Raw genomic sequence first — 26,305 nt, 5'->3', positions numbered from 1 at the left:
AATAATCACTGTCGTCCCGGACAAGCGCGCCCAAAGCGCGCGCCGATCCGGGACCCATAGCCACAGAAGGGTGTGGCTATGGGGGCTCGGAGTGGCCTGCTTCGCGCAACAACTTTTCCCTGTGGTTATAGGTCCCGGACCTGCGCTGACGCTTGTCCGGGACGACGGCGGCATTTCAGGCGGCAGGTGCGCGTCTCACAGCCCCTCACATCGGCGGCGTCAGGCCGTCGCGGCCGACGCTGACGCGGTTGGTCTCGAACGAGCCGTCGGGCAATTGCTTCATGAAGGCGATGACCTTGGCGCCGGGCTTCAGCTCGGATTTGTCGCCGGGCACGAAGGTCACGACCGGCGTGTCGTCGGCGACGAACACCTTCTTCTCGCCGTCCTTGTACTTGACCAGCAGCGTGTGGCCGTCATTGCCGACGACGCTCTCGGCCACGGTCGCATTGGTCATGCTGGAGTTGGGCTTGAGGTCCCAGGGTCGCGAGCCTTCGCCGGTGCCGCGCATGCTTTCCGGAAACACGTGCACCTCGACGGCGTTCTGGCTGCCATCCGGTCCCGGCACGGTGGTGGCGCCGATGAACGAGCCCGGCTTGATGTCGGCGAGCGAGATCTTGATAACGCCCGACACGTTCACGTCGGAGGCGAGGTGAAGCTTGAGCTCTTCACCGCTGCGCGACTTGACCTGCATGGTGTCGCCATTGACGCTTTCGATGGTGCCGCGCACGCGCGTCGGCACCGGCGCTCTCTGGGCGAAGGCGCAGTAGGTCGAGACGACCACCATCGCGACGGCGATCAGGGGGCGTGTGAAAGTTGCACGTTGAACAGGCATGACGGTCTCCGATTGTCCCACGACGTAGAACTCCAGAGATGGTGTGCTATTCGCCGCGCCCCTCTCAAGTCTTCGTGAGATCGGCTTCGACCAATGCGCGCAGCTCGGCGGTGACCTCGGGCCGCCGCCCGAACCACAGCTCGAAGCCGCGCACCGCCTGATGCAGCAGCATGCCGAGCCCATCGGCGGTCTTCAGGCCGCGCGCCGTCGCTGCGGCGAGCAGCGGCGTCACCAGGGGAACGTAGACGAGGTCGGCGACGACGGCATCTTGCGGCAGGCGCGCGAGGTCGACGTCGAGTGAAGGCTGGCCATGCATGCCGAGCGAGGTCGTGTTCACGAGAAGCTTTGCGCGCGGCAGCACGTCGCCGATCGCGTCCCACGGCAGCGGATGCACGTTCGATCCGAACTGTTGTGCCAGCGTCTCGGCCCGCGCGATGGAGCGATTGGCGACATGCACGCAGCTGATGCCGCGTTCCAGCAGGCCGAACACGACCGCGCGCGAGGAGCCGCCGGCGCCCAGCACCAGCGCATCCTCGGCCATGTCCCAGCCGGGCGCGCTGGCGTCGAGATTGTTGATGAAGCCTTCGACATCGGTGTTGGTTGAGCGCAGCTCGCCGTCGGCGAACCACAGCGTGTTCGCGGCGCCGACGGCCCTGGCGCGCGCGTCGGGCGTCGACAGCGCCAGCACGGCTTCCTTATGCGGGATGGTGGCGTTGGCACCGACGAAGCCGCGCAGCGACAGCCGCAGCACGAAATCGCGCAAATCCTCGGGCGGCACCGCCTCGATGACATAGCCGCCCTCGATGCCGAGCGTGCGCAGCCAGTGATGGTGGATCAGCGGCGAGCGCGAATGCGCGGCCGGCCATCCGATCAGACAGGCTGCAGGGGGCTTGGGCGCGGTCATCTTTCCCTCGGGTCGTTTCCGAGGCGATCCATTTCGCGTCGCGCCCGCTCTGTCAAGCGCGCGCGGTCAGCTCGCAGCGGTCTCGTCGGCGGCCCGGCCCTTGATGTCGGCGATGGCGCGCTCGAGGCTCGTGCGGTAACGCGCGCGCGGCGGCGTGACGCCATGGGTGAGCAGCGCGCGGCGGACCGCGGGCGAGGCCCCGGTGATGAACAGCCTGATGCCCTGGCGGTGCGCCTTGGCGGCGACGCGGCCGATCACGTTGGCCGCGGTCGAATCCAGGAACGGCACCGCGGCGAAATCGACCACGAAGGCCTTGCGCCGGTCGGCAATGCCGTCGAGCACGCCGCCGATCGCCGAGGCCGCGCCGAAGAAGAACGCGCCGGTGATGCGATAGACCAGCACGTCGCGGTCGACCGCAAGCGCGGGATCGTAACGCACACGGTCGCCGTTGCCGTCGTCGGGGCGATCATCCGCAACCAGCGGCGAGCGCTCCTCGATGCCCGTCATCTCCGCCATGCGATGGATGAACAGCACCGCGCCGAGCGCGAAGCCGACCAGGATGCCCTCGGTGAGATCGCGGAAGATCGTGAGCAGAAAGGTCGCGAGCAGCACCACCGCATCGCCCCATGACGAGCGCAGCAGAGTTGCGAATTCATGCTTCTCCGCCATGGTCCAGGCCACCACGACCAGTACCGCGGCGAGCGCGGCCAGCGGGATGTAGCTTGCGAGCGGCGCCGCGACCAGCATGAACAAAAGCAGGAACACCGAATGCAGCATGCCCGCGAGCGGCCCGCGCGCGCCGGCGCGGATGTTGGTCGCGGTGCGCGCGATCAGCCCGGTGACGCAGATGCCGCCGAACAGCGCCGAGCCGATATTGGCCGCGCCTTGCGCCACCAGCTCGCAATTGGAGCGATGACGGCGGCCGGTCATGCCGTCGGCCACCACCGCCGACAGCAGCGATTCGATCGCCGCCAGCAACGCAAAGGCGATCGCATCCGGCAACACCGCCCTTGCCTTTTCCAGTGAGAACGCGGGCAGCGCCGGCGATGGCAATTCGCGCGGGATGCCGCCGAAGCGCGAGCCGATGGTCTCGACCGGCAACGACAGCACCGCGCTGGCGATGGCTGCAAACACGACCGCGATCAGGATCCCGGGCCAGGACGGCCGCCAGCGGCGCAAGGCGGCGATAATGCCGATGCTGACGAGGGCGACCGCGACGGCGGACGGATTGATCGTGTTGAGGCCGCCGGCGAGCGCGACGAGCTTGGGCACGAACTCGCTGGGCTCCTTGCCCGCGAGCGTGATGCCGGAGAGATCGCGGAGCTGGCTGGCAAAGATGATGACGGCGATGCCAGCGGTGAAGCCGACGGTGACGGGATAGGGAATGAACTTGATGTAGGTGCCGACCCTGAGCAGCCCTGCGCCGATCAGGAACAGGCCCGCCATCATGGTGGCGAGGATGACTCCGTCGACGCCATGCCGCTCCGCAGTCGCCGCGACCAGAACGATGAACGCACCGGCAGGGCCGCCGATCTGGAACCGGCTGCCGCCGAGCAAGGAGGCGATGAAGCCGCCGGCGACGGCGGTGTAGAGGCCGCGGTCCGGCGTCACGCCCGAGGCGATCGCGATCGCCATCGACAGCGGCAGCGCGACGATCGCGACCGTGAGGCCGGCGAAGACGTCGGCGCGGAAATCCGCAAGGCCGTAGCCTTCGCGAAAGACGGTGACGAGCTTCGGCAGATACAGTTCGGCAAAGGTCGGCTGACGCAGCTGGTGCAGCCGTCCTGCCTGATCGCTCGTGATGCTCATGTCAGCAAAGTGCTCCGCTGGCCCCACAATGCTCCGAAGCATCGTGCGTCCTAAGGTGCGACGATGCGCTAGCCCATCTTGATCCCGGGCACGATCAACGCGCGATCATGCTCCGACACGGCGCGGCGGCCCCGGCTCCTTCAAGCGAACGCCACGTCCGCCGCTGTCGCTGCGGGCCTGCTCGCCGATCAGCTCGACGCCGGCCCGGTCGAACGCCTCGACCACCTTGATCAAGGTCTCGACCACGCCACGAACATTGCCGGTGGAGGCCTCCATCCGCTGGATGGTCGGCAGCGACACGCCGGCGAGCTCGGCCAGGGTTTTCTGATCGATGCCGAGCAACGCGCGGGCTGCCCGCATCTGGAACGAGGTGATCACCTTGGCCTCACTTACGAGCAGTTATAAGTGATATCTGGAACATATACAATGATGTAAAATACATCATCTCGGGATGAATGCAAGCGACTGCCCGTCTGGCTCCTCCGTCATTGCGAGGAGCCCTTGCGACGAAGTCCAGGCCGCCTCCTCGGAGATTGCCTGGATTGCTTCGCTGCGCTCGCAATGACGAAGGCGAGGAGAGCGCGAGAGTCCAACGTTCACCGCACGCGTGGATACAGCCGCTCACTTCACCCCTCTCCCCGTAAGAACGGGGAGAGGGAGTGAGAGGGCGTGCGGCCCTTACAGCGGGAGCCGCCTCACGCCGCGTGCTGATGTGCGGCGATGATCTGGTCGGCGGCGCGGCCGGTGACTTCGGCCATGTGGTCGAACTGGCGCGTGAAGCTGCCGGCGCCGGCGGTGGCCGAGCGCAGCTCCACGATCAGCTCGCCGATCTCCGCTTCCGGCATCATGGCGCGGACACAGTCCCAGCCGGTCCAGCCCTCACGGGTGTCAAAGCCGAGAATCTGGCCGCGCCGCGCCGACAGGATCGCGTTGATCTTGGCGGTGGCGTCGGTCGGGCAGACGATCTCGACCATGTGGATCGGCTCCAGCAGCACCGGCTGGCATTGCGGCAGGCCTTCGTTGAGCCCGACCCGCGCGGCCGTGCGGAAGGCGAGATCGGAGCTATCGACGCTGTGATAGGAGCCGTCGGTCAGCGTCACCTGCACGTCGGTGACGGGGAAGCCGAGCGGACCGCGCGCCAATCCATCGACGACGCCCTCCTCCACCGCCGGGATGTAGTTGCGCGGCACCGCGCCGCCCACCACCTTCTCGGCGAACTTGAAGCCGTCGCCGCGCGGCAGCGGCGTGATGTCGAGCACGACATCGCCGAACTGGCCGTGGCCGCCGGACTGCTTCTTGTGACGGCCGCGCTGGGTGATCGGCTTGCGGATGGTCTCCTGATAGCCGATCGCAGGCGGATGCGAGGTGATCTTGACGCCGAAGCGGTCGCGCAAGCGCTCGCTGGCGACGCGCAGATGCATCTCGCCCTGGCCCCACAGCACAGTGTCGTGAGTCTTGGCGTTCTGCACGATCATGAGCGAGGGATCCTCCTCATGCAGGCGCGTCAGCGCCTGGCCGAGCTTGACGTCGTCCTTGCGGTCGGTGGCCGCGACCGAGATCGCGAGCACCGGCGGCGTCGGCTCGATCGTGATCAATGCCGCGGGCGCCGTCTTGCCGCTCGAAACCGTGTCACCGGTCTTGACCGGATCAAGCTTGGCGAGGGCCACGGTCTCGCCGGCTTCGGCCGAGGCGCGCTTGGTGTCGTAGGCGCCGTTGACGGCGAGGATGCCGGAGATGCGCCCGGCACCGCCGGATGAGGATTGCAGCGTGGCGCCGTCGTCGAGATGGCCGGCGAGCAGCCGCGTCAGCGACAACTTTCCGCCGTGCTGCGAATGCAGCGTCTTGAAGACATAGCCGAGCGCGTCCTTAGCCTCGGGTACGCCAAGACGTTTTGCGGTCTCCGCAACGCCGGGCGCCTCGTGACGCAACGCCTTCATCAGGCGCAACACGCCGTTTTCGCGCACGGCGGCGCCCAGCAGCACCGGGCAAATCAGCCCTTCCCGCAATTCGCGGGCGAGATCGTCGAAGACGGCATCGCGCGGCGGCTGGATGTCCTCGAGCAGCTGCTCCATCAGCGCATCGTCGTGATCGGCGAGCTTCTCCAGCATCGAGAAGCGGGCTTCCTTCTCGCGATCGAGATCGCCGCCTTCGAGCGCGATCACCTCGGAGGCCTTGTGCTCGCGATAGATGAAGGCGCGCTCCAGCGCGAGATCGACGAAGCCCTCGATCAGCTCGCCCTTCCAGATCGGGATCTGGCGCAGCACCAGCGGCACGCGCGAGGCGGGCTGCAGCATCGCCAGCGTCTCGCGGATGCGCTGACTGGCGCGGTCGATCTTGTTGAGGAACAGGAAACGCGGGATCTTCAGCTCCTCCAGCTCGCGCAGGATGATCTGAAGCTGCGGCAGCTTCTTCTCGTCGGCCTCGCAGACCACGATTGCGGCGTCGACCGCCGGCAACGCGGCGCGCATGTCGTGGGCAAACTCGACGGAACCGGGACAATCGAGGAAGGTGTAGCTGTCGCCCATGAAACTCGTGGTGGCGGCAGTGAGGCCGACGGTCATCTTGTGATGACGAGCCTCGGGCGTGGCGTCGCCGACGCACGTTCCGGCATCGACGCTGCCGGCGCGCGGGATTACACCCGTTCGCGCCAATATTGCTTCCAGAAGTGTGGTTTTACCGCTTTGGAAAGGGCCCACCAGCGCGATGCACCGTGGACCTCGGGGACTTCTGACGTCTTGTCCCATTTCGCCGCCTCCTTGGTGTGGAGCTCGGCCCGTGATTGGGTCGGCAAACGCCGATGCTCTGCCCCTCCCCGAGATTTGGCAAGCATCAAACGTCGCTGCGGTGCGTCGTCAGTTGGATCAAGTCTTATAATTCCACGGACTGCAGGCTCGGTGTTCCACCCTCCCGAAGGGAGAGGTAAGGAGAGAGCTTCGCCCGTATATCTCAACGGCCCGGACGGAGTTCCAGGCTCTCGAGGCCGGCGGCGATGTTGAGGCCGACCTGGCCCTGCACGCTCAGCGGCTGCAGCGCGATCGAATTGTTGGAGCCGCCGACCAGCACGTTGCCCCCCAAGCCGACACCGACGGAGGCGCTGCCCTGCGCGCCGACGTAATTGCCGGAGAGGTCGCCGGGGCCGAGCCGGTCGACCGGCGCGAACACGCCCCAGGCCAAAGCCGTCTCCTGGGTGATGCCGATGTCGAGGCCCACTTTCCGGATGGTCGCGACATAGCGGTCGTCGGGCAAGCCGTCGGCGCGCAGCACGCAGCCGAGATGAGTCACCGACCCCACGATGAAGCCGACGCTGGCGCCGCCGCGGCATTCGAGCACGCCGACCCGCGCCATCCGCTGCTGCGCGCCGGTGTTCACGACGGACGCGATGAGGCTGGCAGCGGTGAGTCCGGCGAAGAGGAACGAACGGCGCATGAATGTCTCCGGCGATGATGTGATGCGAGCAGAGAGAGCGCCCCACCCGTGTTGCGGGTCTATGCCACAAGAGCCGCGGCCGTGCCAGCTCGCGCGCGTTTAGAATCGAACTTGCGGAGAGACCCCTCACCCCACCCTCTCCCCGTAAGAACGGGGCGAGGGAGTGAGAGAGCCGTGCGTCCCTCACAATGCAACGTCGCCGGCCTTGCTTAACCTCTCCCCGCTCTTCCGCGGGGAGAGGTCGGATCACATCGCAGATGTGATCCGGGTGAGGGGCCGGGCACAACGCCGACCAGAAACAAAAAGTCCATCCGACTCCTCTTATCGAAAAACAACAAAAAAGGCCCGCCGAAGCGGGCCTTTCCGATTCTTGTCGCGACCGTCTTACCGCAGATTGCCGCAGAAGCGCTGGATGCGCTTGCAGGCGTCTTCGAGGTCCGAGGTCTTGGTCGCGTAGGATATGCGGAACGCCGGTCCAAGGCCGAAGGCCGACCCCTGCACCACGGCGACGCCTTCGGTCTCCAGGAGCTCGGTGACGAAGTCCTCGTCATTGGCGATCACCTTGCCCGACGGCGCGGTCTTGCCGATCGTGCCGGCGCACGATGGATAGACGTAGAACGCGCCTTCGGGACGCGGGCACTCGATTCCCTTGGCCTGATTGAGCATGGAGACGACGAGGTCGCGCCGCTCCTTGAACACCTTGTTGTTGGCGGGGATGAAGTCCTGCGGACCGTTCAGCGCCTCGACCGCGGCCCATTGTGCGATCGACGACGGGTTCGAGGTCGACTGCGACTGGATCGTCGACATCGCCTTGATGAGCTGCGCGGGACCGCCGGCGTAGCCGATGCGCCAGCCGGTCATGCAATAGGCCTTCGAGACGCCGTTCACGGTGAGCGTGCGGTCGTAGAGTTTCGGCTCGACCTGCGCGACCGTGGTGAACTGGAAGTCGTCATAGACGAGATGCTCGTACATGTCGTCGGTCATCACCCAGACGTGGGGATGCTTCACCAGCACGTCGGTGAGCGCTTTCAGCTCCGAACGCGTGTAGGCGGCGCCGGTCGGGTTCGACGGCGAGCACAGGATGACCCATTTGGTCTTCGGCGTGATCGCGCGCTCGAGCGCCTCGGCCTGGAGCTTGAAGCCGGTCGCGGCGGTGCAGACCACCGGCACCGGCTCGCCGCCCGCGAGCGCGACCATCTCGGGATAGCTGACCCAATAGGGCGCGGGAATGATCACCTCGTCGCCCGGATTGATGGTCGCCATCAACGCGTTGTAGAGCACCTGCTTGCCGCCGGTGCCGACGATGATCTGGTTCGGCTTGTAGGCGACGCCGTTCTCGCGCTGAAATTTCGCGATGATGGCTTCCTTCAGCTCGGGGATGCCGTCGACCGCGGTGTACTTGGTCTTGCCGGCCTCGATGGCGCGGATCGCCGCCAGCTTGATGTTGGCGGGCGTGTCGAAGTCGGGCTCGCCGGCACCGAGGCCGATGACGTTGCGGCCCGCCGCTTTCAGCGCGCGTGCTTTATCCGTGACCGCGATGGTCGCGGACGGCTTCACACGGTCGAGCGCAGCGGCAAGGAAGGACATCATCATCTCCTGGCGAGCGTCGTGAAGCCCTTCGCCTCACGACTCTGATTGTGGGAATGAGCCACCCTAAAACGTGTGCCGCTGGGCCGCAAGAAACTTCGGCCCGATCCCGGAAAAGTTTACGAGTTGGAGCGCTGCGAGGCGCGGTTTCCCGCAATATTCCGTAACTTTTGCCTCCGGAATTGCTCATATCCGACAAGGCCTGTCCTCGGAGCAATTCTGGATGGTGCACGTCTCCAGGAAACCGCTCGTCGTCATGCCCGGGCTTGTCCCGGGCATCCACGTTCTTCGTGCGCCAAGTGAGACGTGGATGGCCGGGTCAAGCCCGGCCATGACGATGCGGAAACACTGGCGTCCTAATCTCGATCGTCTATGCGGTAGCCTACGTAGAGCGATGTGTCCGCAGATTGACGTACATGTGAACTGAACTGCATCGTCGCGAAATGATCTTCCCCTCCATTGCAGTGCGGTAGGGTTTTCGAGTTTTTCTATCGGCCGGCACTTGCGGCGGATTCGCATCGGCATCATTGTTTAGCCGCCTCGCGGGGCAACGGGCGCCGCGTCTTCTCGTCCTCGGATTTCGAACGCCAGAATGTACAAGCTCTATTCGATGCAACGCTCGGGCAACAGCTACAAGGTCCGCCTTGCGCTGGCGCTGCTCAACCTGCCTTACGAAGCGGTGGAGGTGGACATTCTGCGCGGCGAGAGCCGCACGCCGGATTTCCTGTCCAAGAACCCGTCGGGGCAGGTGCCGCTGCTCGAGGTCGGCGAGGACCGCTATCTCGCCGAGTCTAACGCCATCCTCTGGTACGTTGCCGTCGGCACGCCGCTCGCGCCGGAAAACCGCATCGACCGCGCCGAGGCGCTGCAATGGATGTTCTTCGAGCAGCACGCGCTCGAGCCGAACATCGGCGCGGCCTATTTCTGGCTGTCGCTGGTCAAGGGCGGCCGCGACCTGCAGACCCATTCGCTGGAGGACTGGATGGAGCGCGGCTATGGCGCGCTCCAGGTGATGGAGAATCACCTCAAGACCAATTCCTATTTCGCCGCGCGCCAGCTCACGGTCGCCGACATCGCGCTGTACGGCTACACCCACCTCGCCGACCGCTGCGACTTCGACCTCCAGGCCTTCCCGGCGATCCGGGACTGGCTCAAACGCGTCGAAGCCGCGCCCGGCTTCGTGACCATGGACTGGCGCCCGGCCGACATCGACGACCCCGCCAGCATCGCCGCGAGCGCCTGAGGCGCGTCCGCTCCGGCGAATAGCGGGCATAAGGGCCGCCTCTGCCGCAATCCCGCCACTTTCCGCGCGGTCGCCGCCGCAATATTGCCGGTTGAAACTGGGAAATCTGGAAAGTCGCGGGTGATTCGCTCGCGTGTTGAAGGATTTAGACCATGATGCGGGCGTCCGGCACAGCGGGGTTTCAGAGCCCATCCGCTACCGTCGCGTCTTCCCGGCTCACCCATGCGGTCGCGGCTTCGCTCGCCGTCGCCGCGCTTTCGCTGTGCCTGATCGTCACCCTGACGGTGTTGTCGACCAAGGCGACCATGGCGATGGGCCTGCCGGTCTGATTCCCGTTTCATCCTGGACCAGCCTTCAGGGCGCCGTGCGGCCCGCGCCGACCGGCATCGCGACAGGACGTCGATGAAATCACCTGTGGTAGTCGTTGCAATCACCCTGACTGCGGCCATCCTGGTCGCGGCCTCGCTGCTGATCATCGTCGGCACGCGCAAGGGCACGGGCACGTCGACGCTGCATGCGCCGACGCTGCAGCAGCGCGCGCACATGGTCTAAAGCGCGATGCGATTAGGATGAATCGTCATCGCGCTTTAGGTTAATTGTTTGAGCATGATCTTTTCGGAAAACCGCTTCACACTTTTCCGGATCATGCTTTAAAATCATCCGAAAGCCTTACGCTTGCACGCAACCGCGCCTTAAGCACGCCGCACGAAATCGCATCGCAGTCACGCAACAATCAGCCAGTGTTGCGGCCTTACCTCTTTCGGGAGGAGCGAGACAGGTCCATGCGGTTCGGATGGCGTGCGATCTCCGGTCCGGCGCTGACGGCAGCGACCCTGCTGCTGGCGATGCTGCTCGATCGCTTCGTCCCCGCGCCCTCGCCCGCCCCGCTGTTCGTCGCCATCGTGGCTCTCGCCGGCGCGCTCGCAGGTCTCGCCTCCGCCGTGACGACCGCGATTGTCGCGGTGATCGGCGCGGCGCTGTTCTTCCTCAACCGCCACGGCGTCTCCGGCCATGGCGCCGCCGATCTGGCGCCGCTCGGCCTCCTGGCCGTCACTGTTTTCGGAACCGCCGGCATCACCGGGCTGATGCGCGAGCGGCTGCTCGGCAGTTTCGCGGCCGAGCGCCGCAGCCACGCCATTGCCGCGCGGCTGTCGGCCGCGCTCGACAAGGTCGATATCGGCATCGTGCTGCTCGATGCCGAGACCCGGGCCGAATTCATCAACCGCGCGTTCCGCGACTATTTTGCGGTGCCGGACGAGGTCGCCGAGGCGAAGCCACCCTTCATCGCGCTGATGTATCACGGCCGCGACACCGGCGCGTTCGCGCTGCCCGAGGACGAGCTCGGCACTTTCATCGCGCAGCGCATGGAGATGGTGCGGGTCGGCGATGCCACGCCGATCAACGTCGCGCTGCGCAACGGCGAGGTGCTGCGCTTCGTCTGCACCGCACTGCCGGACGGCGGGCGGATGCTGAGCTACACGCCCGTGACCGACCTCGTGCGCCACACCGATGCGCCGGCGCGCGCCGACTACTACCGCTCGCTGCGCGATCCGACCGGCCGCAAGCTGATCCAGTACTTGCGCGTTGCGGAATGAGGCGAGTGTGCGATTGATCGGCAATACGATCATCACGTATGAAGGACATCCCTTCATCGCGCACCTCCGAGATCGCGGAAATTCACATGTCGCTCATCATTCGCGCCGTCACCAGGCAGGATTACGATCAATGGCTGCCGCTGTGGGACGGCTACAACGCCTTTTACGGCCGCTCCGGTCCGACCGCGCTCGCGCCCGAGATCACTGCGATGACGTGGCAGCGCTTCTTCGATGCTTATGAGCCGATGCATGCGCTGGTCGCCGAGGACAACGGCCGCCTGCTCGGGCTGACGCATTATCTGTTCCATCGCAGCACCACCGCGATCGAGCCGTCCTGCTATCTGCAGGACCTGTTCACCTCCGAGGCCGCGCGCGGCAAGGGCGTCGGCTCGGCGCTGATCCATGGCGTCTACGAACGGGCGAAGCTGGCGGGATCGCCGCGTGTCTACTGGCAGACGCACGAGACCAATCTCACGGCGCAGCGCCTGTACGACAAGGTCGCGGAGCGCTCCGGTTTCATCGTCTATCGCAAGATCTTCTGAGTCGTGCCGGGAGCCTGTGGATAACTCCACCTGTCACCCGCGCGTAACACAGCAAGGCTAGGCTGCCCCTGCGTCTGGTCAGGCCCCCCGTCACCGATCATGCGCCCCAGCGGTCCCCGTCAGTCGCCGCGTCTGACAGGGGCCGCATTTTTTTGCTGGCAGCGCTACTTGGCAGCGTTACTTGGCGCCGCGCCCCACGGTCTGCATCACCTCGAAACCTTCGAACTGGGGATGGCCGAGATAAAGCGGCTTGTTGTCGCCCGCTTTATGATGCGCCGCGCGAAATGCTTCCGACTTGGTCCACGCCTCAAACGCCGCATAATTCGCCCACACGGTGTGCGAGGCGTACAGCGTGTGGTCCTCGGCTTCCGGCCCGCGCAGCAGGTGAAACTCGACGAAGCCCGGCACCTTGTCGAGATGGGTGTCGCGCGTGAGCCAGACCTGCTCGAAGGCAGCCTCGGAGCCCTTGGCGACGCGGAAGCGGTTCATGGCGATGTACATGGGGTGGTGTCTCCTGATGCTGCGCCATTATCTCGTCATTCCGGGACGCGCCGCAAGGCGCGGGCCCGGAATCCATAACCCCGATCGGGAGTATGGATTCTCAGATGCGCAATTGCGCATCATAGCTCGCGCCAAGAGGCGCGCCCTGGAATGACAGCATCTGTGGGTTAGGTAACCAGTCCCTTCATCGGCCTTGCGCTTGCGCTGTCGGGGAACACCGTCTCGGCCAGCGTGCGATCGGACAGGCCGAACTGATCCTGCAGCACGCCCTTGATCACCGAGCGCAGATCCGTGGTCGGCTTGAGGTCACGGCCCTCATACAGGTTCGCGAGCTTGAGGCCGGGCCAGTCCGCGATCACCCGGCCGCCTTGCACCGCGCCGCCGGCGAGCAAGGCGATCGTGCCGGTGCCGTGATCGGTCCCCTCGGTGCCGTTGATGCGCGCGGTGCGGCCGAACTCGGTGGCGACAACCACGACGGTGTCGCGCCAGCGATCCCTTAAGCCGCTTTCGAATTCGGCGAGTGCGCCGTCGAGGCCGCCGAGCAGGAAGGCGAGACGCCCCACAGGGCCGCCTTCATTGGCATGCGTGTCCCAGCCGTCGAAGGCGAGCGCGGCGATGCGCGGGCCATCATCAGCCGCCATCAGCTTTGCGGCGCCGCGCGCGACCTGCCGCATCTGCGCGACCGCATTGCCGCGCGTCGCTTTCATGTCGTCGCCGCTCGCGACCTTGTCGAGCTGAAGGCCTTGCGACAGTGCCGAGGCCAAAGCGGGATCGCGGTGCCGATAGAGCTCGACGAGGCGCATCGCGGTGTCGTCGTCGGCCTGCGGCAGCGCGACCGGCGCCCAGCCGACGGTCGGCGCATTGCCGCGCAGCACCAGCGGCGTGGTAGGACCGACCGCAAGCCCGCTCGACACGCGCTCGCCGCGCGGCAGCGCTTCCAGTGCGCGGTTGAGCCAGCCGGACTGCACGCGGCCGGGGCCGGCATAGCCGCTTTCGAGCACGTCCTGGCCGTCGAAATGCGAGCGGTCGCGATAGGGCGTCGCCACCGCATGGATCACCGCCGCGTGCGTGTCGCGATACATGCGCGCAAACTCCGGCATTGCCGGATGCAGGGCGAAGAACGAGTCGAGCATGATCGCGGGATGGGCACCGTCGGCGCTGAGCGCGATCGATCCATGCAGGCCGGCATAATCGGGATCGCCCAGCGGCGCGACGGTCGAGAGCCCGTCCAGCGCCCCGCGCAGGATCACCACGATCAATCGCGGATCGCGCCCGTCGGCCGCGCGGGCAAATTTCGGCAGGTAGGCCCAGGCTGCAAAGGACGCGCCGCCGAGCAGGAGACCGCGGCGGGAGGTGAGGAGCCGGTTCTCGACGCAGTCGGTCATCATCATCTCCTCTGCATTTCCGGCGACATCAGCAGCAGCGCCAGCGCCTGCTGCCGCGACTCCGCGCGCTCGATGGTCCGCCGCGTCTCGGCCGAGGCGGCACCGGCGGCGGCGAACTGCAGCAGGTCGAGCGGATCGATGTTGTTGCCGAGCCGCGCGCCGATCTGCGCCGCGATGTCGAGCCTGAGCTTGATGCTTTCAGGCGCGCCCCAGGCGGCATTGCTGTCGGGAAAGCCGTTGGGGCCCGGCGGCGACCACAGCGGCTGGCCGAGCAGATTGAGGTTGTTGAGATAGGCGCCGGGATCCTCCGGCACGCGCGCCAGCAGCCGGCCGCTCGCGACCAGGAAATCGTATGGCGAACGCAGCTTCGTGAGCGGCGCTTTCCATGCTTCATCGGAATCGAGGAGCGTGGTCGCCATCGCCTTGAGATCGCCGTCGGTCCTGACGAAGACGTCGCGCAGGCGCGCAACGAGCGCCGGCGGCGGCTCGTCCGCAACGAAGTGACGGACGAATTTGGTGGCGATGAAACTCGCGGTCGAGGGATGCCGCGCGAGATCGGCGAGCGCAACTTCGCCCTGTGCGAGGCCGGCCTGATCGTAGGTCTTGCCGAGCAGGACCTGCGGCCCGGGCTGATGCGCATTGGTGTTGAAGACGAAGGAGCCGGGAACCCCGAGCTGCCCTTGCCTGCCGGCAAAGGTCCAGCCGGTGATGATGCGCGCGAGCGAGGTGACGTCGCCTTGGGTGTAGCCGCCGCCGACGCCGAGCGTATGCAGCTCCAGGATCTCGCGCGCGAGATTTTCGTTCAGCCCGCGCTTGCGGTTTTGCCCCGCGCGCGAGTCAGGTCCAAGCGATTGCTGGTTGTCGAGGAAGAACAGCATCGCCGGGTGCTGCTCGACAGCCCTCAGCATGTCGGCGAAGCGCCCGAGCACGTGCGGCCGGATCGCCTCGCGCTCGAACGCGCCGGCCCAGATCCGCGCCAGCTCGCCCTTACTGGCAGAGATGCAGAAATGATTGGACCAGAACGCGACGAGGCGCTCGGTGAAACCGCACTCGACGAGCGTGGCGCGCTGCAGCCGCGCCAGTGCCTCGGCGCGAAAGGTTTTCTGGATGACATTGAGCGGCTGCGGCGCTGGCTTGGCAGCAGGCGGCGCGGCGTTCGGCTGCATGGCCTCGGGCCGAACGGTGTTCTCGGCGGGCTTTGCATCGGCCATTTGGCCGGTGATCTCTGCCGCTGCATTCAGCGAGAGATTGCGGCGCAAGGGCGCGTTCTGATCGGCGGGCGGCGTCTCGGCGGGCGCAGCAGCCTTCGCCGCCTCACGCGCCTGCTTGACCTGGTCCTGATAGGCAAACACGGCCTGCCCGAGCTGCGGCGTCGATTGCAGGCCCGGCGCTTCCAGCAGCACGCCATTGGCACGCGAAAGCTCCGCCTTCACGAAGCCGCGCGGGTCGGAGCTCGCATTGACGAGATCGCTCGATGCACCGCCGCGGGCGCCGAAGCCGAAGCGGTTGAGCGCGACGAGGGCGGCTTGCGAATCGCGGGCCATCGATGATCTGTCCTTCGCGCGTTGCGAGGTGCTTTCCTTTCGACGCGGTCGGCGCGTAATATACTGCAGCGGCAGATGAACCCGCCATGAAAATGACGGCGAAGCTTCGACGTAAAACATGAAAAATCCGAAAGAAATCCCGTCAGCGCCGGCCCTTGCGCGCCGTCTCACCTGTTCCCGTTGCGGCAGCGAATTCGGCTGCGATCTCTCAGGCAATTGCTGGTGCGCGGAGGAGACGGCAAAACTGCCGATGCCGCTCGAGGGCGACGACTGCCTGTGCCGGGAGTGCTTGCGGAAAGCGGCGGCGCGTAGCCCGGATGGAGCGCAAGCGTAATCCGGGAATCGTTCCGCTAGCACCGGCCCCGGATTACGCTTGCGCTCCATCCGGGCTACGAAGTTTACACCTCATGTCCTGGCGATTTGCGCGCCATGCCGTCGAACGCATCCAGCAGCTTTTCGCGCCAGGCATAGACCGGATCATCCGCTTCGAGCAGCTTGAACGGGCTGACCACGCGCGCCCAGTGGAATCCGCCGAACACGATGTAATCGGCGTAGTTCGGTGCCTGCCCGCCGAGAAAAGGCTGCGTCTTGAACGTCTGCCGCATGATCTCGAGCGATTTGCGGAACGCGACGACGCCGGCATCGCGGCCCGCCATGATCTCCTCGAGCGTCTTGCCGCCGAAGCGCGCCTCGCGCGACTTGCGGAAATAGGCGGCATCGACCTCATTCAGATTGTTCGGGATGTCGGCGATGATGAGCGGAAAGATGCCGCCGACGATGGCGATGTCGCCCCACGCATTGATCATGCGCGCCATCGCGCGGCCGCCCTCGCCGCCGAACAGCGACGGGCGATCCGGAAAAGTGTCCTCGAGATAGTTCGCGATGGTCCAGGAATCCACCACCGCCCTCTCGTGATGCAGCAGCACCGGGACCTTCTCCGAGCCGTGCGGCGCGATCGCGCTCTTCTCGGTGAAGCGCCAGGGCAGCGATTCCGCCGCAAGGCCCTTGTGCGCCAGTGCCATCCGCGTGCGCCAGCAATACGGGCTGAAGGGGCGCGCGGGATCGGTGCCGACGAGTTCGTAGAGTTTGAGCGACATTGAGCAGTGCTCCGTCATTGCGAGCGCAGCGAAGCAATCCAGGCTGCCGCCGCGGTGACATTCTGGATTGCTTCGCTTGCGCTCGCAATGACGATGTGGAGAGAGGTGTGCGCGTCACCGCCCGTTCCCGCGCAACAGCCTCTCGCCGCCTTCCGTCACCGCGATCACCAGCCCGAGACCGGCAATCGTCTCGCGCGCGACATAGCCGCGCTCGGCGGCGTCCTCCCAGATGGTGAGGCGCGGGCACGAGGTCTTCCAGGTCGCGATCACCTCGGCATAGGCGCGCGGCTCGCGCGCGACCCATTCGACGAAGTCCAGCACCAGCGGATCGGCGTTACAGCTCATTGCAAACCTCCCTTGTCGAAGGCGGCCAGAACCGGCGCACGCAGCAACAGCCAGCCGCCGTGGACGATGTAGTAGCAGGCGATGGTGGTGATCAGCTTGTTGGACCAGGCGATGAACTGCTGGTCGGTCATGGCTTCGAGGATGCGCCGCGCCAGCGTGGTGCCGAGCATCGAGGCTGCGATGGCGACGGCAGCGAGCACGGGATCGAGGCCCACGGCCTGGTCGATGATGCCGCCGAAATAGATCAGCTTGGTGAAATGGCTGACGACCTGGCACATCGCCTTGGTCGCAACCTTCTCGCGCCGGCCGAAATCGCCGCCGAGGAAAAAGGTGTCGAGCAGCGGGCCGGAGACGCCGGTCATCAGCATCAGGCCCATGCAGATCGTGCCGTAGACCGTGCCCTGCCAGAGGCTATCAGGGTCCGGCTTGATGTTCGCCGGCAGGAGCCGCGCCATGAACGGGGTGATGCCGAGCAGCAGCAGCGCGACCGGCTTGTCCGGCACGTAGCGGGTCAGCGACCACGCCGCGAGCGCCACGGCCGCGCCGACCATATAGTTCGCAACCGGCCGCCAGCGGATATGCGCCCGCCACAGGAACGCGCGCCAGCCGTTCGAAGCCATCTGCGTGACCGCATGCAGCACCATCGCGGTCGGCAGCGGCATCAGTGCCAGCAGCACGCCGATCAGGATCAGCCCGCCCGCCATGCCGAACAGCCCCGACAGGAATGCCGTGGCCACCATCAGCAATCCAAGGGCAGCGATCATGATGGGCGTCACGAAAGGAATCTCCCGAGGGCGAGTGAGGGACGCAAACTGTTTCACTCCCTCGCCCCGCGAGGAGAGGCGAAGGCACCGCGCCTGCTTCAACAAATCAGCACGAATTACGCTGATGTTTGTGCCTCGCTTGCGCCTGTTCCGCAAACTGAGATATCTTGCCCTGGCATCAGCTTTCCTGAGGGTGGGTCATTTGCGGCGGCTGCTGTTTCTCAACGGCATCAAGGCGTTCGAGGCGGCGGCACGGACCGGCAGCTTTGCTGCGGCCGGGCTGGAGCTGAGCGTATCGGCGGCCGCCGTCAGCCGCATGGTGCACCTGCTCGAAGAGCGGCTCGGCGTCGCCTTGTTCGAGCGCAAGGCCAACAGGCTCGTGCTGACGCAGGCCGGCCGCGCCTATCAGAGCGGGCTGACCCCGATCTTCGATGCGCTGGCGAGCCTCACGGCGCAGGTGACGGCGCCTGCGAGCGTGCGCGTGCTCACCATCGGCGTCGGCCACACCTTTGCGATGCGCTGGCTGATCCCGCGCCTGTCGGAGTTTCGCAGCGAGGAGCCCGACATCGAGGTGCGCTTCACCACCGGCGGCGCCGCGGTGCCGTTCGGCGAGGACTGGAATTGCGGCATCAAGCTCGGCACCGGCGACTGGCCCGGCCTCGTCGCCGAGCCGCTGTTCGCGGGCGACCTCACCCCCGTCTGCGTGCCGCGCCTTGCCGGCGGATTGAAGCGCCCGGGCGACCTGAAAGGACCGAGCCTGATCCGCGTCGCGCACTCACCCGAGGACTGGCCGATCTGGCTGAAGGCGGCGGGCACGGCGAGGATCAACGCGCGCGGGCCCGAGTTCCAGTTCTACGGCCAGGCGCTGCAGGCCGCGGCCGACGGGCTCGGCATCGCCATGGGCATCCGCCCCTATATCGACGACGATCTTGCGGCCGGCCGACTGGTGGCGCCGTTCGACTTGTCAGTGCCCAAGGGCATGCGCTGGTACCTGCTCTATCGCAGCTTCCAGACCGAGCAGCGCGACTTTGCCGCCTTCCGCCGCTGGATCATGCGGGCGGCATCGGAACCCGCCGCCCGCCCGCGCCGGATCGGCCGCGCCGCAGCGCGGAACTGAAGCCTGGCGGGCAAAAAAGCCGTCTGCTTGTGAACGGCTTCACATCCCAAATTCCGCAGACGTGGTCTCGTGACCCTCCGAAAAGAAACGTGGGACCTACACTCATGACGACCCTCTACGACGGCTTTGACATCGAATCCTTCGAAGCTGGCAAGGGGCTGTGGCACGCGCGGATCCGCCGGGCCGATCTCAGCCCGGTGGCCATCGACGGCGTGCTGTTTCCGGCCATGGAAGTCGGCTTCGCCTGGCCCGATCGCGATGCCGCGATTGCCGATGCCAAGCACCACATCGATCGTTTTCGGCTGCGGACCGGCGGCGACGACGAATAGGCGGTCCGCAGGCCGACCAGAGACAGGGCGGCGAAAAAAGGGGGGAACCGGTCATGTCCATCATCGAAACCGATGCAGCGCGGCCGCGGATCTACGCCCGCGCAGTGCTGTCCAACTGCCCGGAATGCGACAGCGATCTCACGGTGCTCCGTGTGATCGGCGGCCGCGCCGGATGCGAGTACTGGACCATGCGCTGCACCGATTGCGGCGGCATTCATCTCGACATCCTCGAGCCGAATGTCACCGCCGGAGACGAGGGGCCGCTGCCGGCGGCGTGAGGGCACAAGGCTGCTGCCAACCTGCTGTCAGCAGCCTGCATGACCACGGGCCTTCACCCTTTATTGCGGGGCGGACTCGTCCCATATTCGCCTCATGGCGAAGAAACCTGCATCCTCCGAAAAATCCGGCAAATCCCTCAAGACCAAGGCTCCGAACTCGAAGGCGCATCGCCCCGACGTGCAGCCGATCGGGCCGGCGCTGGCCGAACTGCTCAATCCCGCGATCAATCGCGGCGATGCGGGCTTGGGCTCGGGCACCGGCCTGCAGCCGCCGCCGGACAATTCGCGCGACCGCCGCGCCGGGGGCGAGGCCGCCGCGCATCGCGCGCGGGCTTCGACGCCGAAGGAGTTTCCGCAAGATGCGGCGCGGCCGATGCCGCTGCGGCCCAATCCGCAGCCGCCGGGCGCCCGTCAGTCCAGTGAGCTTGCCGGGCTAGAGGAGGCACCGCAGGCCAATTACGGAACTGCGGCCACCATCCCGACGCTCGATCCGGAACTGGCGCGGCAGCTCGGCCTGCCCACCGAGGAGGACGATGCCGAAGCGCTGGCGCGCCCGCCGCGTTCCAAGATGGAGGCGCTCGGCGTCAAGGCCACCGCGGATGCGCTGGAATCGCTGATCCGCGAGGGCCGGCCGGAGTTCCGCAAGGGCGACGGCTCCATGAAGGTGTGGACGCCGCACCGGCCGCCGCGCCCGGAGAAGTCCGAAGGCGGTGTCCGCTTCGAGATCAAGTCGTCCTACGAGCCCAAGGGCGACCAGCCGACCGCGATCGCCGAGCTGGTCGAGGGCATCAACCGCAACGACCGTTCGCAGGTGCTGCTGGGCGTCACCGGCTCGGGCAAGACCTACACCATGGCCAAGGTGATCGAGGCGACGCAGCGCCCGGCCCTGATCCTGGCGCCGAACAAGACGCTGGCCGCCCAGCTCTATGGCGAGTTCAAGAACTTCTTCCCCGACAACGCAGTCGAGTACTTCGTCAGCTATTACGACTACTACCAGCCGGAAGCGTATGTGCCCCGCACGGACACGTACATCGAAAAGGATTCCTCGATCAACGAGCAGATCGACCGCATGCGACACTCGGCGACGCGCGCGCTGCTCGAACGCGACGACGTCATCATCGTCGCGTCGGTGTCCTGCATCTACGGTATCGGCTCGGTCGAGACCTACACCGCGATGACCTTCGCGCTGAAGAAGGGCGAGCGCATCGACCAGCGCCAGCTGATCGCCGACCTCGTCGCCCTGCAGTACAAGCGCACCCAGGCCGATTTTACCCGCGGTACCTTCCGTGTCCGCGGCGACGTCATCGACATCTTCCCGGCGCACTATGAAGACCGCGCCTGGCGCGTGAACCTGTTCGGCGACACCATCGAGACTATCGAGGAGTTCGATCCGCTCACCGGCCACAAGCAGGACGAGCTCGAATTCATCAAGATGTACGCCAACTCGCACTACGTGACGCCACGGCCGACGCTGGTGCAGGCGATCAAGTCGATCAAGTTCGAATTGAAGCAGCGGCTCGACCAGCTCAACAACCAGGGCCGCCTGCTGGAGGCGCAGCGGCTGGAGCAGCGCACCACCTTCGACCTCGAGATGATGGAGGCGACGGGCAGCTGCGCCGGCATCGAGAACTATTCGCGCTACCTCACCGGCCGCCGCCCCGGCGAGCCGCCGCCGACGCTGTTCGAATACGTGCCCGACAACGCGCTGATCTTCGCCGACGAGAGCCACGTCACTATCCCGCAGATCGGCGCCATGTTCCGCGGCGACTTCCGGCGCAAGGCGACGCTGGCCGAATACGGCTTCCGCCTGCCCTCCTGCATGGACAACCGCCCGCTCCGCTTCGAGGAATGGGACATGATGCGGCCGCAGACCGTCGCGGTGTCGGCGACGCCGGGCAGCTGGGAGCTGAACGAGAGCGGCGGCGTGTTCGTCGAGCAGGTCATTCGTCCCACCGGACTGATTGATCCTCCCGTCGATATTCGCCCCGCGCGCACGCAGGTCGACGACCTCGTCGGCGAAGTGCGAGCCACTGCGCAAGCGGGCTATCGCTCACTGATCACGGTCCTCACAAAGCGCATGGCGGAGGACCTCACCGAATATCTGCACGAGCAGGGCATCCGCGTCCGCTACATGCACAGCGATATCGACACGATCGAGCGCATCGAGATCATCCGCGATCTGCGGCTCGGTGCCTTCGACGCGCTGGTCGGCATCAACCTGCTCCGCGAAGGCCTCGACATTCCCGAATGCGCGCTGGTCGCGATCCTCGACGCCGACAAGGAAGGTTTTCTGCGCAGCGAGACCTCGCTGATCCAGACCATCGGCCGTGCCGCGCGCAACGTCGACGGCAAGGTGATCCTCTATGCCGACCAGATGACGGGATCGATGGAGCGCGCCATCGCCGAGACCAACCGCCGCCGCGAGAAGCAGGTCGAGTACAACAATGCCAACGGCATCACGCCGGAGAGCGTGAAGAAGCAGATCGGCGACATCCTCAACTCGGTCTACGAGCGCGACCACGTGCTGGTCGAGGTCGGCGGTCACGACATGACCGACGACGTCATCTCGATCGGCCATAATTTCGAAGCCGTGCTCGCCGATCTCGAAACGAGGATGCGCGAGGCCGCTGCCGATCTGAACTTCGAGGAAGCCGCCCGCCTGCGCGACGAGGTCAAGCGCCTGCGCGCCACCGAGCTCGCCGTGGTCGACGATCCCACCGCCAAGCAGCGCACGGTCGCGACCAAGGCCGGCGCCTATGCCGGCACGAAGAAATACGGCGATGCCGCGAACCTGCCCGTCAGCGCCATGAGGAACAAGAGCGCCGCAACTGCGCTGAAGGCCGGCGGCGGCAAGGGCTCCCGCGTGCATAAGCCGCATCTCGACGAGATGCACGGCCCGGAGTCGTTGCCCTATCGCGAGAGCCGCGCGCTGCCGTCAAAGCCGTTCGGCAGCACCAGCAGGATCATCCAGCCGACGGATTCGCGGCAGTCGGGACCGGAGTTCGGGCCCGCGCCGAAGTCGACGGGCGGGGCACCGGGGCGAAGGGGTGGGTGGAAGAAGAGGTAGACGCGTAGGTTTATCGGCGACGTTCGTGGTTACCCCCTCACCCCACGCTCGCCGCCACCACGGCCATCACCGACAGCAGCAGCACGATCGTCACCAGTTGCAGCGAGGCGACGGGCTGGGTGCGCCAGGCCGTGATCTTGTCGGACAACGACAGATGGGCCTCGAAGAATTTCGGCTCGTAGACGGTCTTGAACAGGTGCGGGAAGCTCGGGCCGAGGGTCACGGCGAGCGTCGCGTGGGCGAGCGAGGCGAAGGCGACGAAGATGGCGACGCCGGCGTCACCGACGAGGTCGTGGTCGCCGCAGAGCTTGAGCAGGAAGGCCGATGTGGCGAAGGTCGGGAAGCTCTGCAGGCTCGCGGTCAGCGCGAGGCCTTCGAGCGCGTTGTGCAGGCGGGACTTTCTGACGGTGGCGATGGCGGCCATGGCACGTCTCCCTGATGACTTGGGGATGACGGTAGCGGCGTCTGGACAGGCGCGACGTGAGATGGATCACGCAGGCCGGCGATGCCGGCTGCGTCTCTCCCCTCCACGTTCACCCAAGCTTCGGCGCACGAGAGCGGGCCGCCTATGTTCCCGGCGCGCGGCTTTGCGGGTTCGTCCACGCGGGCTTGCACACCAAGCAGCCGAAGACGCCGCGAACCCCATGAACCGGGCATTGCGCTCGCACGTCAAAACCTCTGCAAACATCCCTGTGATCTTGCGGATTGCGCCGGCGTGAGACCACGCGCTAGGCTTGCAAAAGGCACAAGACCAAGGAGAGCGGGTGGGAATGACGGTGGAGCAGCTGAATCGCCAACGCGTCGTGCACCTGCTCGATGCCTTCGCGCGCGGCGATATCGAGACGGCGCTGGCCAGCTGCACCGACGACGTCTATTTCCTCACCCACGCCCCGATTGACGTGCTGCCACATCTGGTGCCGCGCCACGGCAAGCAGGAGCTGCGCGAGCTGTGGCAGACGGTCTGGTCGCGCTATTCGGAGGTTCGTTACAAGACGCCGCATATCGTCGCCGAGGGCGAGGCCGTCGCGACCTACATGCACGCTTTTTTCAAGAAGCGCAGCAACGACCGCATCGTGCAGTTCGACATGGCGGTGTTCTACACGTTTCGCGGCGGACTGGTGGCGGAGATGCGCGAGATCATCGATTCCTACGACCTGGTGCAGCAGGTGCTGGAACGGGAGATCGGGCCGCTGATTGCCGGGGCGGACTGAGCGCCGGGACCCGGACAATTACGGGGTTGTATTGTAAATCTCACAAAACCCGTTCAAGTGTGCATTGCGAAAACGTGAATTGCGTTTTGGCCGAAATCTGCTAATTTGTTCGTATACAAATGAGTTGAGCCCTGGCGCCTTGGTGCGCATGGGGTTGTTTGGCGTTTTTTTCCGTAAAGCCACCTTCAGGACTGCCCCAAATGACAGAGCACAGCCTCTGGCGTTTCTCGCGTGCGTTGCACCGCGCGATCAACGACCGGGATTTTAGGGATATCGAGGCCCTGATCGACGAGGACGTCGAGTGGGCGCTCTACGGCCCGATCGACATGTTTCCGTTCCTCGGCGCGCGCCAGGGCAAGGATGCCGTGCTCGACGTCATCCGCCAGCTCGCCGACAATTTCCAGGTCCGCCGCTTCGACCGCGAGAGCATCATGCTGGGCGTCGATTCCGCCGCCTCGATGGTGCGCTATTCGCTGACGGCCCTGGATTCCAACAAGCCGATCAGCCTGCGCGTGGCGCAGTTCGCCCAGTTCAAGGCCGGCAAGCTGATCAGCATGCGGGTGCTGATCGACACCTTCGACCTGGTCGAGCAGGCACTCGGCCGCGCCATTCATCTGCCGAAGATGACCAGCGTCGGCTAACGCATGATCCGGCTCCGAAGGGCCGCGTTAGCGCAAAGTGCGAAGCGGTTTTCCGAGAAGATCATGCGCAAACAACAACCTGAAGCGCGATGATGATCATCGCGCTTTAGGGGGGACGCCAACGGGCCCCGCTGTTCGGGACCGATGACGAGGCGATCGCGACGTCCTGGCCTCCAGCCCCGCCGGATGCCGTCGCATCACGAACCTGTCATCGGGCGCGCGCCTTTCGCGCGGCCCGTTGGTTCGCCTCCCCTTGCGAACCGCCACAATTCCGCAACGATAAACCGGCACTTTCAGCGCCGGAATGGCGCATGGTCATTGCGACCGCTATAGTGGGGCGGACAGCATGCGCTGGGGTTCGCGGGCAGGACGATGGAATTCTCGACAGGGTTTGGCTGGACCAGGCTGCCGTTGCTGGCGGCCGCATTCATCTTGGGCTCGGTGCTGACGTTACAGGCACAGATCATTCCGCCCTTCTCCGCACCCGCATCCGACGACGAGGCCGAGGCGGCCGAAGCCCCCGACGTCAATGATCCCGACATCATGAAGGGCATCGACGTCGACAAGCTCGACTGGAGCCAGATCGCGGTCGATGCCGGGACCGGCATCGACCCGATGGCCGCCAAGAAGCGCGCGCAGGCCGCCGCCAGGGAAGGCCTCGACTGGACGTCGAATCCCAATGCCAACGGCTCCTCGGCGGTGACCGTGAAGCAATCGGTGTCCTCGTTCTGGGATACCCGAGTCGGCGCCGACATGACGCTGGCGAGCGAGCCCAGGACGATGTCCGAGCTGCTGGCGCAGAAGGCCACCAACGACGGCAACCTGCCGCAATCCTCGGGCAGCGCCTGGGCGACGGCAACCGCGCCGGGCGCGGGCGCGATCTGGGACAAGACCGCGGTGGAAGCCAGGGTCGATCCCGGCGCCGAGCACAGCAAGATCGGGGCGTCACTGACCAAATCGGTGCCGCTGTCGGGCGATACCTCGCTGACGCTGCAGAACGGCTACAGCGTCAACCAGCAGGGCACCAGTGCGGTCCCCGGCATCGGCGGCCACGTCACGCGCAATTACGAGACCGACCAGAGCGCCAAGGTCACCGTGACCGACACCGGCACCAGCATCGTTGCCGGCCAGACGCTGTCGACCACCGACGACAAATGGCTGCGCAAGCTCGGCGCCGAGCAGAAGCTGTTCGACAACGTCACCGTATCAGGCTCGGTCGGTGAAACCTCGCAAGGCACGCTGAACAAGAGCGTGACGGCGGGCTTCAAGAAGAGCTGGTAGTGTCTTCGCCTCTCCCCGCCTGCGGGGAGAGGCCGGAATTTGCGACAGCAAATTCCGGGTGAGGGGGACTCTCCGCGAGTCCAACTCTCACCGTGATCGCGGAAGCAGCCCCTCACCCCACCCTCTCCCCGTAAGAACGGGGCGAGGGCGTGAAACACCGGCCGACCGCGCATTCACCTCGCACGCGATTCACCCTTCCCTAACCATACGCCACGGCAAAACCCCCGAATGGTCCGGCCTTGCCGCATCTTGGCCCATTTGCGGTCAAAATCGGACGCCCTGATGCAGCCTGCCTCACAGACGTCGTCGTGCGGGGGACACTCGCGCTGCGCTCAACGCGAACAGGGGAATAACGATGAACGCCATGCGTCCCGAAAAGATCGAAGCCACCGAGACCGAGACGGTCGACACCAACCTCGCCGCCGTGACCGAGGTCGAAGCCGGCATCCGCGACTTCGTCCGCAACGACATCGCCTATCTGCGCCGTCCGGCCGCGACAACCGCCGACGCGCCGCCGCTCGACCCGAGCGCGGAAGCCACCGTCAACAACGTCAACTCGCTGATCCAGCGCGTCGCCGGCACCTCGCTCGCCGAGATCGAGAATTTGATCTCCGAGCTCGAGAGCCTGCGCGACCTGCTCCACGCCGAAGGCCAGCGCGTCCAGCGCGAGATCTCCGGCTACGCCCAGCTCAGCCAGGCCGCGATGAAATCGACCCGCATGATCGCCGACAACGTCGCGCAGTGGAAGCGCGCCGCCGACGGCCTGCGCAACAGCTGATCGCCGGCACGAACGCATCATTGGCCGCC

28 protein-coding genes are annotated in these 26,305 nt (G+C 65.9%); 14 read left to right on the top strand and 14 right to left on the bottom strand.

The window, feature by feature from the left end; genetic code table 11:
* Positions 1 to 205: 205 nt before the first annotated feature.
* From I6F31_RS24055 to I6F31_RS24025, 7 genes are all read right to left on the bottom strand, one after another.
* Positions 206 to 832 carry a hypothetical protein gene (locus I6F31_RS24055; RefSeq protein ID WP_225144288.1) on the bottom strand — a complete coding sequence of 209 codons (627 nt, stop codon included), beginning with the start codon at positions 830 to 832 and terminating at the stop codon, positions 206 to 208.
* 64 nt (positions 833 to 896) lie between these two features.
* Positions 897 to 1,736, bottom strand: a complete 840-nt coding sequence (locus tag I6F31_RS24050; RefSeq protein ID WP_225186207.1) for a shikimate dehydrogenase — start codon at positions 1,734 to 1,736, stop codon at positions 897 to 899.
* A 66-nt stretch (positions 1,737 to 1,802) separates the two neighbouring features.
* On the bottom strand, positions 1,803 to 3,545 hold the full coding sequence (locus I6F31_RS24045) for a SulP family inorganic anion transporter (RefSeq protein WP_225186206.1): 1,743 nt from the start codon (positions 3,543 to 3,545) through the stop codon (positions 1,803 to 1,805).
* Between the two features lie 105 nt (positions 3,546 to 3,650).
* Positions 3,651 to 3,923, bottom strand: a complete 273-nt coding sequence (locus I6F31_RS24040) for a helix-turn-helix transcriptional regulator (protein WP_008566993.1) — start codon at positions 3,921 to 3,923, stop codon at positions 3,651 to 3,653.
* Positions 3,924 to 4,240: 317 nt separating this feature from the next.
* Positions 4,241 to 6,289 carry an elongation factor G gene (locus I6F31_RS24035; protein ID WP_225148079.1) on the bottom strand — a complete coding sequence of 683 codons (2,049 nt, stop codon included), beginning with the start codon at positions 6,287 to 6,289 and terminating at the stop codon, positions 4,241 to 4,243.
* Positions 6,290 to 6,491: 202 nt separating this feature from the next.
* The gene (locus I6F31_RS24030; RefSeq protein WP_036009480.1) at positions 6,492 to 6,971 is read right to left on the bottom strand and encodes a DUF992 domain-containing protein; all 480 of its coding nucleotides are present in this window, start codon (positions 6,969 to 6,971) and stop codon (positions 6,492 to 6,494) included.
* Between the two features lie 384 nt (positions 6,972 to 7,355).
* Positions 7,356 to 8,558, bottom strand: coding sequence for a pyridoxal phosphate-dependent aminotransferase (locus I6F31_RS24025; protein ID WP_036009490.1), 1,203 nt, complete (start codon positions 8,556 to 8,558; stop codon positions 7,356 to 7,358).
* 592 nt (positions 8,559 to 9,150) lie between these two features.
* On the opposite strand from I6F31_RS24025, the gene I6F31_RS24020 reads away from it, so the two are divergent.
* The 5 genes from I6F31_RS24020 to I6F31_RS24000 all read left to right on the top strand — a co-directional run bounded on the left by I6F31_RS24020 (position 9,151) and on the right by I6F31_RS24000 (position 11,938).
* Positions 9,151 to 9,801: a glutathione S-transferase family protein gene (locus I6F31_RS24020; RefSeq protein WP_025032208.1), complete on the top strand. Its 651-nt coding sequence runs from the start codon at positions 9,151 to 9,153 to the stop codon at positions 9,799 to 9,801.
* Between the two features lie 152 nt (positions 9,802 to 9,953).
* Positions 9,954 to 10,130 carry a hypothetical protein gene (locus I6F31_RS24015; RefSeq protein ID WP_162832045.1) on the top strand — a complete coding sequence of 59 codons (177 nt, stop codon included), beginning with the start codon at positions 9,954 to 9,956 and terminating at the stop codon, positions 10,128 to 10,130.
* Between the two features lie 73 nt (positions 10,131 to 10,203).
* Positions 10,204 to 10,353, top strand: a complete 150-nt coding sequence (locus I6F31_RS24010) for a hypothetical protein (protein ID WP_036009463.1) — start codon at positions 10,204 to 10,206, stop codon at positions 10,351 to 10,353.
* A gap of 230 nt (positions 10,354 to 10,583) precedes the next feature.
* Positions 10,584 to 11,396 (top strand): PAS-domain containing protein, encoded by an 813-nt coding sequence (locus I6F31_RS24005; protein ID WP_225148081.1) that lies wholly within the window; start codon positions 10,584 to 10,586, stop codon positions 11,394 to 11,396.
* 86 nt (positions 11,397 to 11,482) lie between these two features.
* A complete protein-coding gene (locus tag I6F31_RS24000; RefSeq protein ID WP_036030968.1) occupies positions 11,483 to 11,938 on the top strand; it encodes a GNAT family N-acetyltransferase in 456 nt (151 codons plus the stop codon).
* 177 nt (positions 11,939 to 12,115) lie between these two features.
* Here the strand turns inward: I6F31_RS24000 and I6F31_RS23995 are convergent, their stop codons facing one another.
* From I6F31_RS23995 to I6F31_RS23985, 3 genes are all read right to left on the bottom strand, one after another.
* A complete protein-coding gene (locus tag I6F31_RS23995) occupies positions 12,116 to 12,439 on the bottom strand; it encodes an antibiotic biosynthesis monooxygenase (RefSeq protein WP_036009456.1) in 324 nt (107 codons plus the stop codon).
* Between the two features lie 167 nt (positions 12,440 to 12,606).
* The gene (locus I6F31_RS23990; RefSeq protein WP_225186205.1) at positions 12,607 to 13,824 is read right to left on the bottom strand and encodes a DUF1501 domain-containing protein; all 1,218 of its coding nucleotides are present in this window, start codon (positions 13,822 to 13,824) and stop codon (positions 12,607 to 12,609) included.
* 2 nt (positions 13,825 to 13,826) lie between these two features.
* Complete coding sequence (locus tag I6F31_RS23985; RefSeq protein WP_225186204.1) at positions 13,827 to 15,368, bottom strand: DUF1800 family protein; 1,542 nt, start codon at positions 15,366 to 15,368, stop codon at positions 13,827 to 13,829.
* Positions 15,369 to 15,486: 118 nt separating this feature from the next.
* Between I6F31_RS23985 and I6F31_RS23980 the strand changes: the two genes are divergently transcribed.
* A complete protein-coding gene (locus tag I6F31_RS23980) occupies positions 15,487 to 15,702 on the top strand; it encodes a cysteine-rich CWC family protein (RefSeq protein WP_225186203.1) in 216 nt (71 codons plus the stop codon).
* A 64-nt stretch (positions 15,703 to 15,766) separates the two neighbouring features.
* Here I6F31_RS23980 and I6F31_RS23975 read toward each other — a convergent pair whose 3' ends face one another.
* The 3 genes from I6F31_RS23975 to I6F31_RS23965 all read right to left on the bottom strand — a co-directional run bounded on the left by I6F31_RS23975 (position 15,767) and on the right by I6F31_RS23965 (position 17,586).
* Positions 15,767 to 16,465, bottom strand: a complete 699-nt coding sequence (locus I6F31_RS23975; protein ID WP_225186202.1) for a glutathione S-transferase family protein — start codon at positions 16,463 to 16,465, stop codon at positions 15,767 to 15,769.
* Between the two features lie 114 nt (positions 16,466 to 16,579).
* Positions 16,580 to 16,810, bottom strand: a complete 231-nt coding sequence (locus tag I6F31_RS23970; protein ID WP_036027215.1) for a hypothetical protein — start codon at positions 16,808 to 16,810, stop codon at positions 16,580 to 16,582.
* Positions 16,807 to 17,586 carry a sulfite exporter TauE/SafE family protein gene (locus I6F31_RS23965; protein ID WP_225186201.1) on the bottom strand — a complete coding sequence of 260 codons (780 nt, stop codon included), beginning with the start codon at positions 17,584 to 17,586 and terminating at the stop codon, positions 16,807 to 16,809. The genes I6F31_RS23970 and I6F31_RS23965 overlap by 4 nt, the downstream gene beginning before the upstream one ends.
* A 190-nt stretch (positions 17,587 to 17,776) precedes the next feature.
* Between I6F31_RS23965 and I6F31_RS23960 the strand changes: the two genes are divergently transcribed.
* From I6F31_RS23960 to uvrB, 4 genes are all read left to right on the top strand, one after another.
* Entirely contained in the window at positions 17,777 to 18,691 is a 915-nt protein-coding gene (locus I6F31_RS23960) for a LysR substrate-binding domain-containing protein (protein WP_225148094.1), read from the top strand.
* Between the two features lie 104 nt (positions 18,692 to 18,795).
* Positions 18,796 to 19,020 carry a hypothetical protein gene (locus I6F31_RS23955; protein ID WP_036009439.1) on the top strand — a complete coding sequence of 75 codons (225 nt, stop codon included), beginning with the start codon at positions 18,796 to 18,798 and terminating at the stop codon, positions 19,018 to 19,020.
* Positions 19,021 to 19,073: 53 nt separating this feature from the next.
* Positions 19,074 to 19,298, top strand: coding sequence for a hypothetical protein (locus I6F31_RS23950; protein ID WP_225148087.1), 225 nt, complete (start codon positions 19,074 to 19,076; stop codon positions 19,296 to 19,298).
* 94 nt (positions 19,299 to 19,392) lie between these two features.
* Positions 19,393 to 22,365, top strand: a complete 2,973-nt coding sequence (gene uvrB / locus I6F31_RS23945) for an excinuclease ABC subunit UvrB (RefSeq protein ID WP_225186200.1) — start codon at positions 19,393 to 19,395, stop codon at positions 22,363 to 22,365.
* 37 nt (positions 22,366 to 22,402) lie between these two features.
* Here uvrB and I6F31_RS23940 read toward each other — a convergent pair whose 3' ends face one another.
* Positions 22,403 to 22,789, bottom strand: coding sequence for a hypothetical protein (locus I6F31_RS23940; RefSeq protein ID WP_225147379.1), 387 nt, complete (start codon positions 22,787 to 22,789; stop codon positions 22,403 to 22,405).
* Between the two features lie 346 nt (positions 22,790 to 23,135).
* On the opposite strand from I6F31_RS23940, the gene I6F31_RS23935 reads away from it, so the two are divergent.
* From I6F31_RS23935 to I6F31_RS23920, 4 genes are all read left to right on the top strand, one after another.
* Complete coding sequence (locus I6F31_RS23935) at positions 23,136 to 23,576, top strand: nuclear transport factor 2 family protein (protein ID WP_225140462.1); 441 nt, start codon at positions 23,136 to 23,138, stop codon at positions 23,574 to 23,576.
* A gap of 200 nt (positions 23,577 to 23,776) precedes the next feature.
* Positions 23,777 to 24,217, top strand: coding sequence for a nuclear transport factor 2 family protein (locus tag I6F31_RS23930; RefSeq protein WP_109145308.1), 441 nt, complete (start codon positions 23,777 to 23,779; stop codon positions 24,215 to 24,217).
* Between the two features lie 372 nt (positions 24,218 to 24,589).
* A complete protein-coding gene (locus tag I6F31_RS23925; protein ID WP_225186199.1) occupies positions 24,590 to 25,498 on the top strand; it encodes a hypothetical protein in 909 nt (302 codons plus the stop codon).
* A 355-nt stretch (positions 25,499 to 25,853) separates the two neighbouring features.
* A complete protein-coding gene (locus I6F31_RS23920) occupies positions 25,854 to 26,276 on the top strand; it encodes a hypothetical protein (RefSeq protein WP_036040066.1) in 423 nt (140 codons plus the stop codon).
* Positions 26,277 to 26,305 lie beyond the last annotated feature (29 nt).

Origin of the sequence: Bradyrhizobium sp. NBAIM01, from assembly GCF_020194115.1 — a bacterium.
In the GTDB taxonomy this organism is placed as follows: Bacteria; Pseudomonadota; Alphaproteobacteria; order Rhizobiales; family Xanthobacteraceae; genus Bradyrhizobium; species Bradyrhizobium yuanmingense.
The sequence above is the reverse complement of the archived record's forward strand: the minus strand, read 5'-3'. Positions and strand labels throughout refer to the sequence as shown.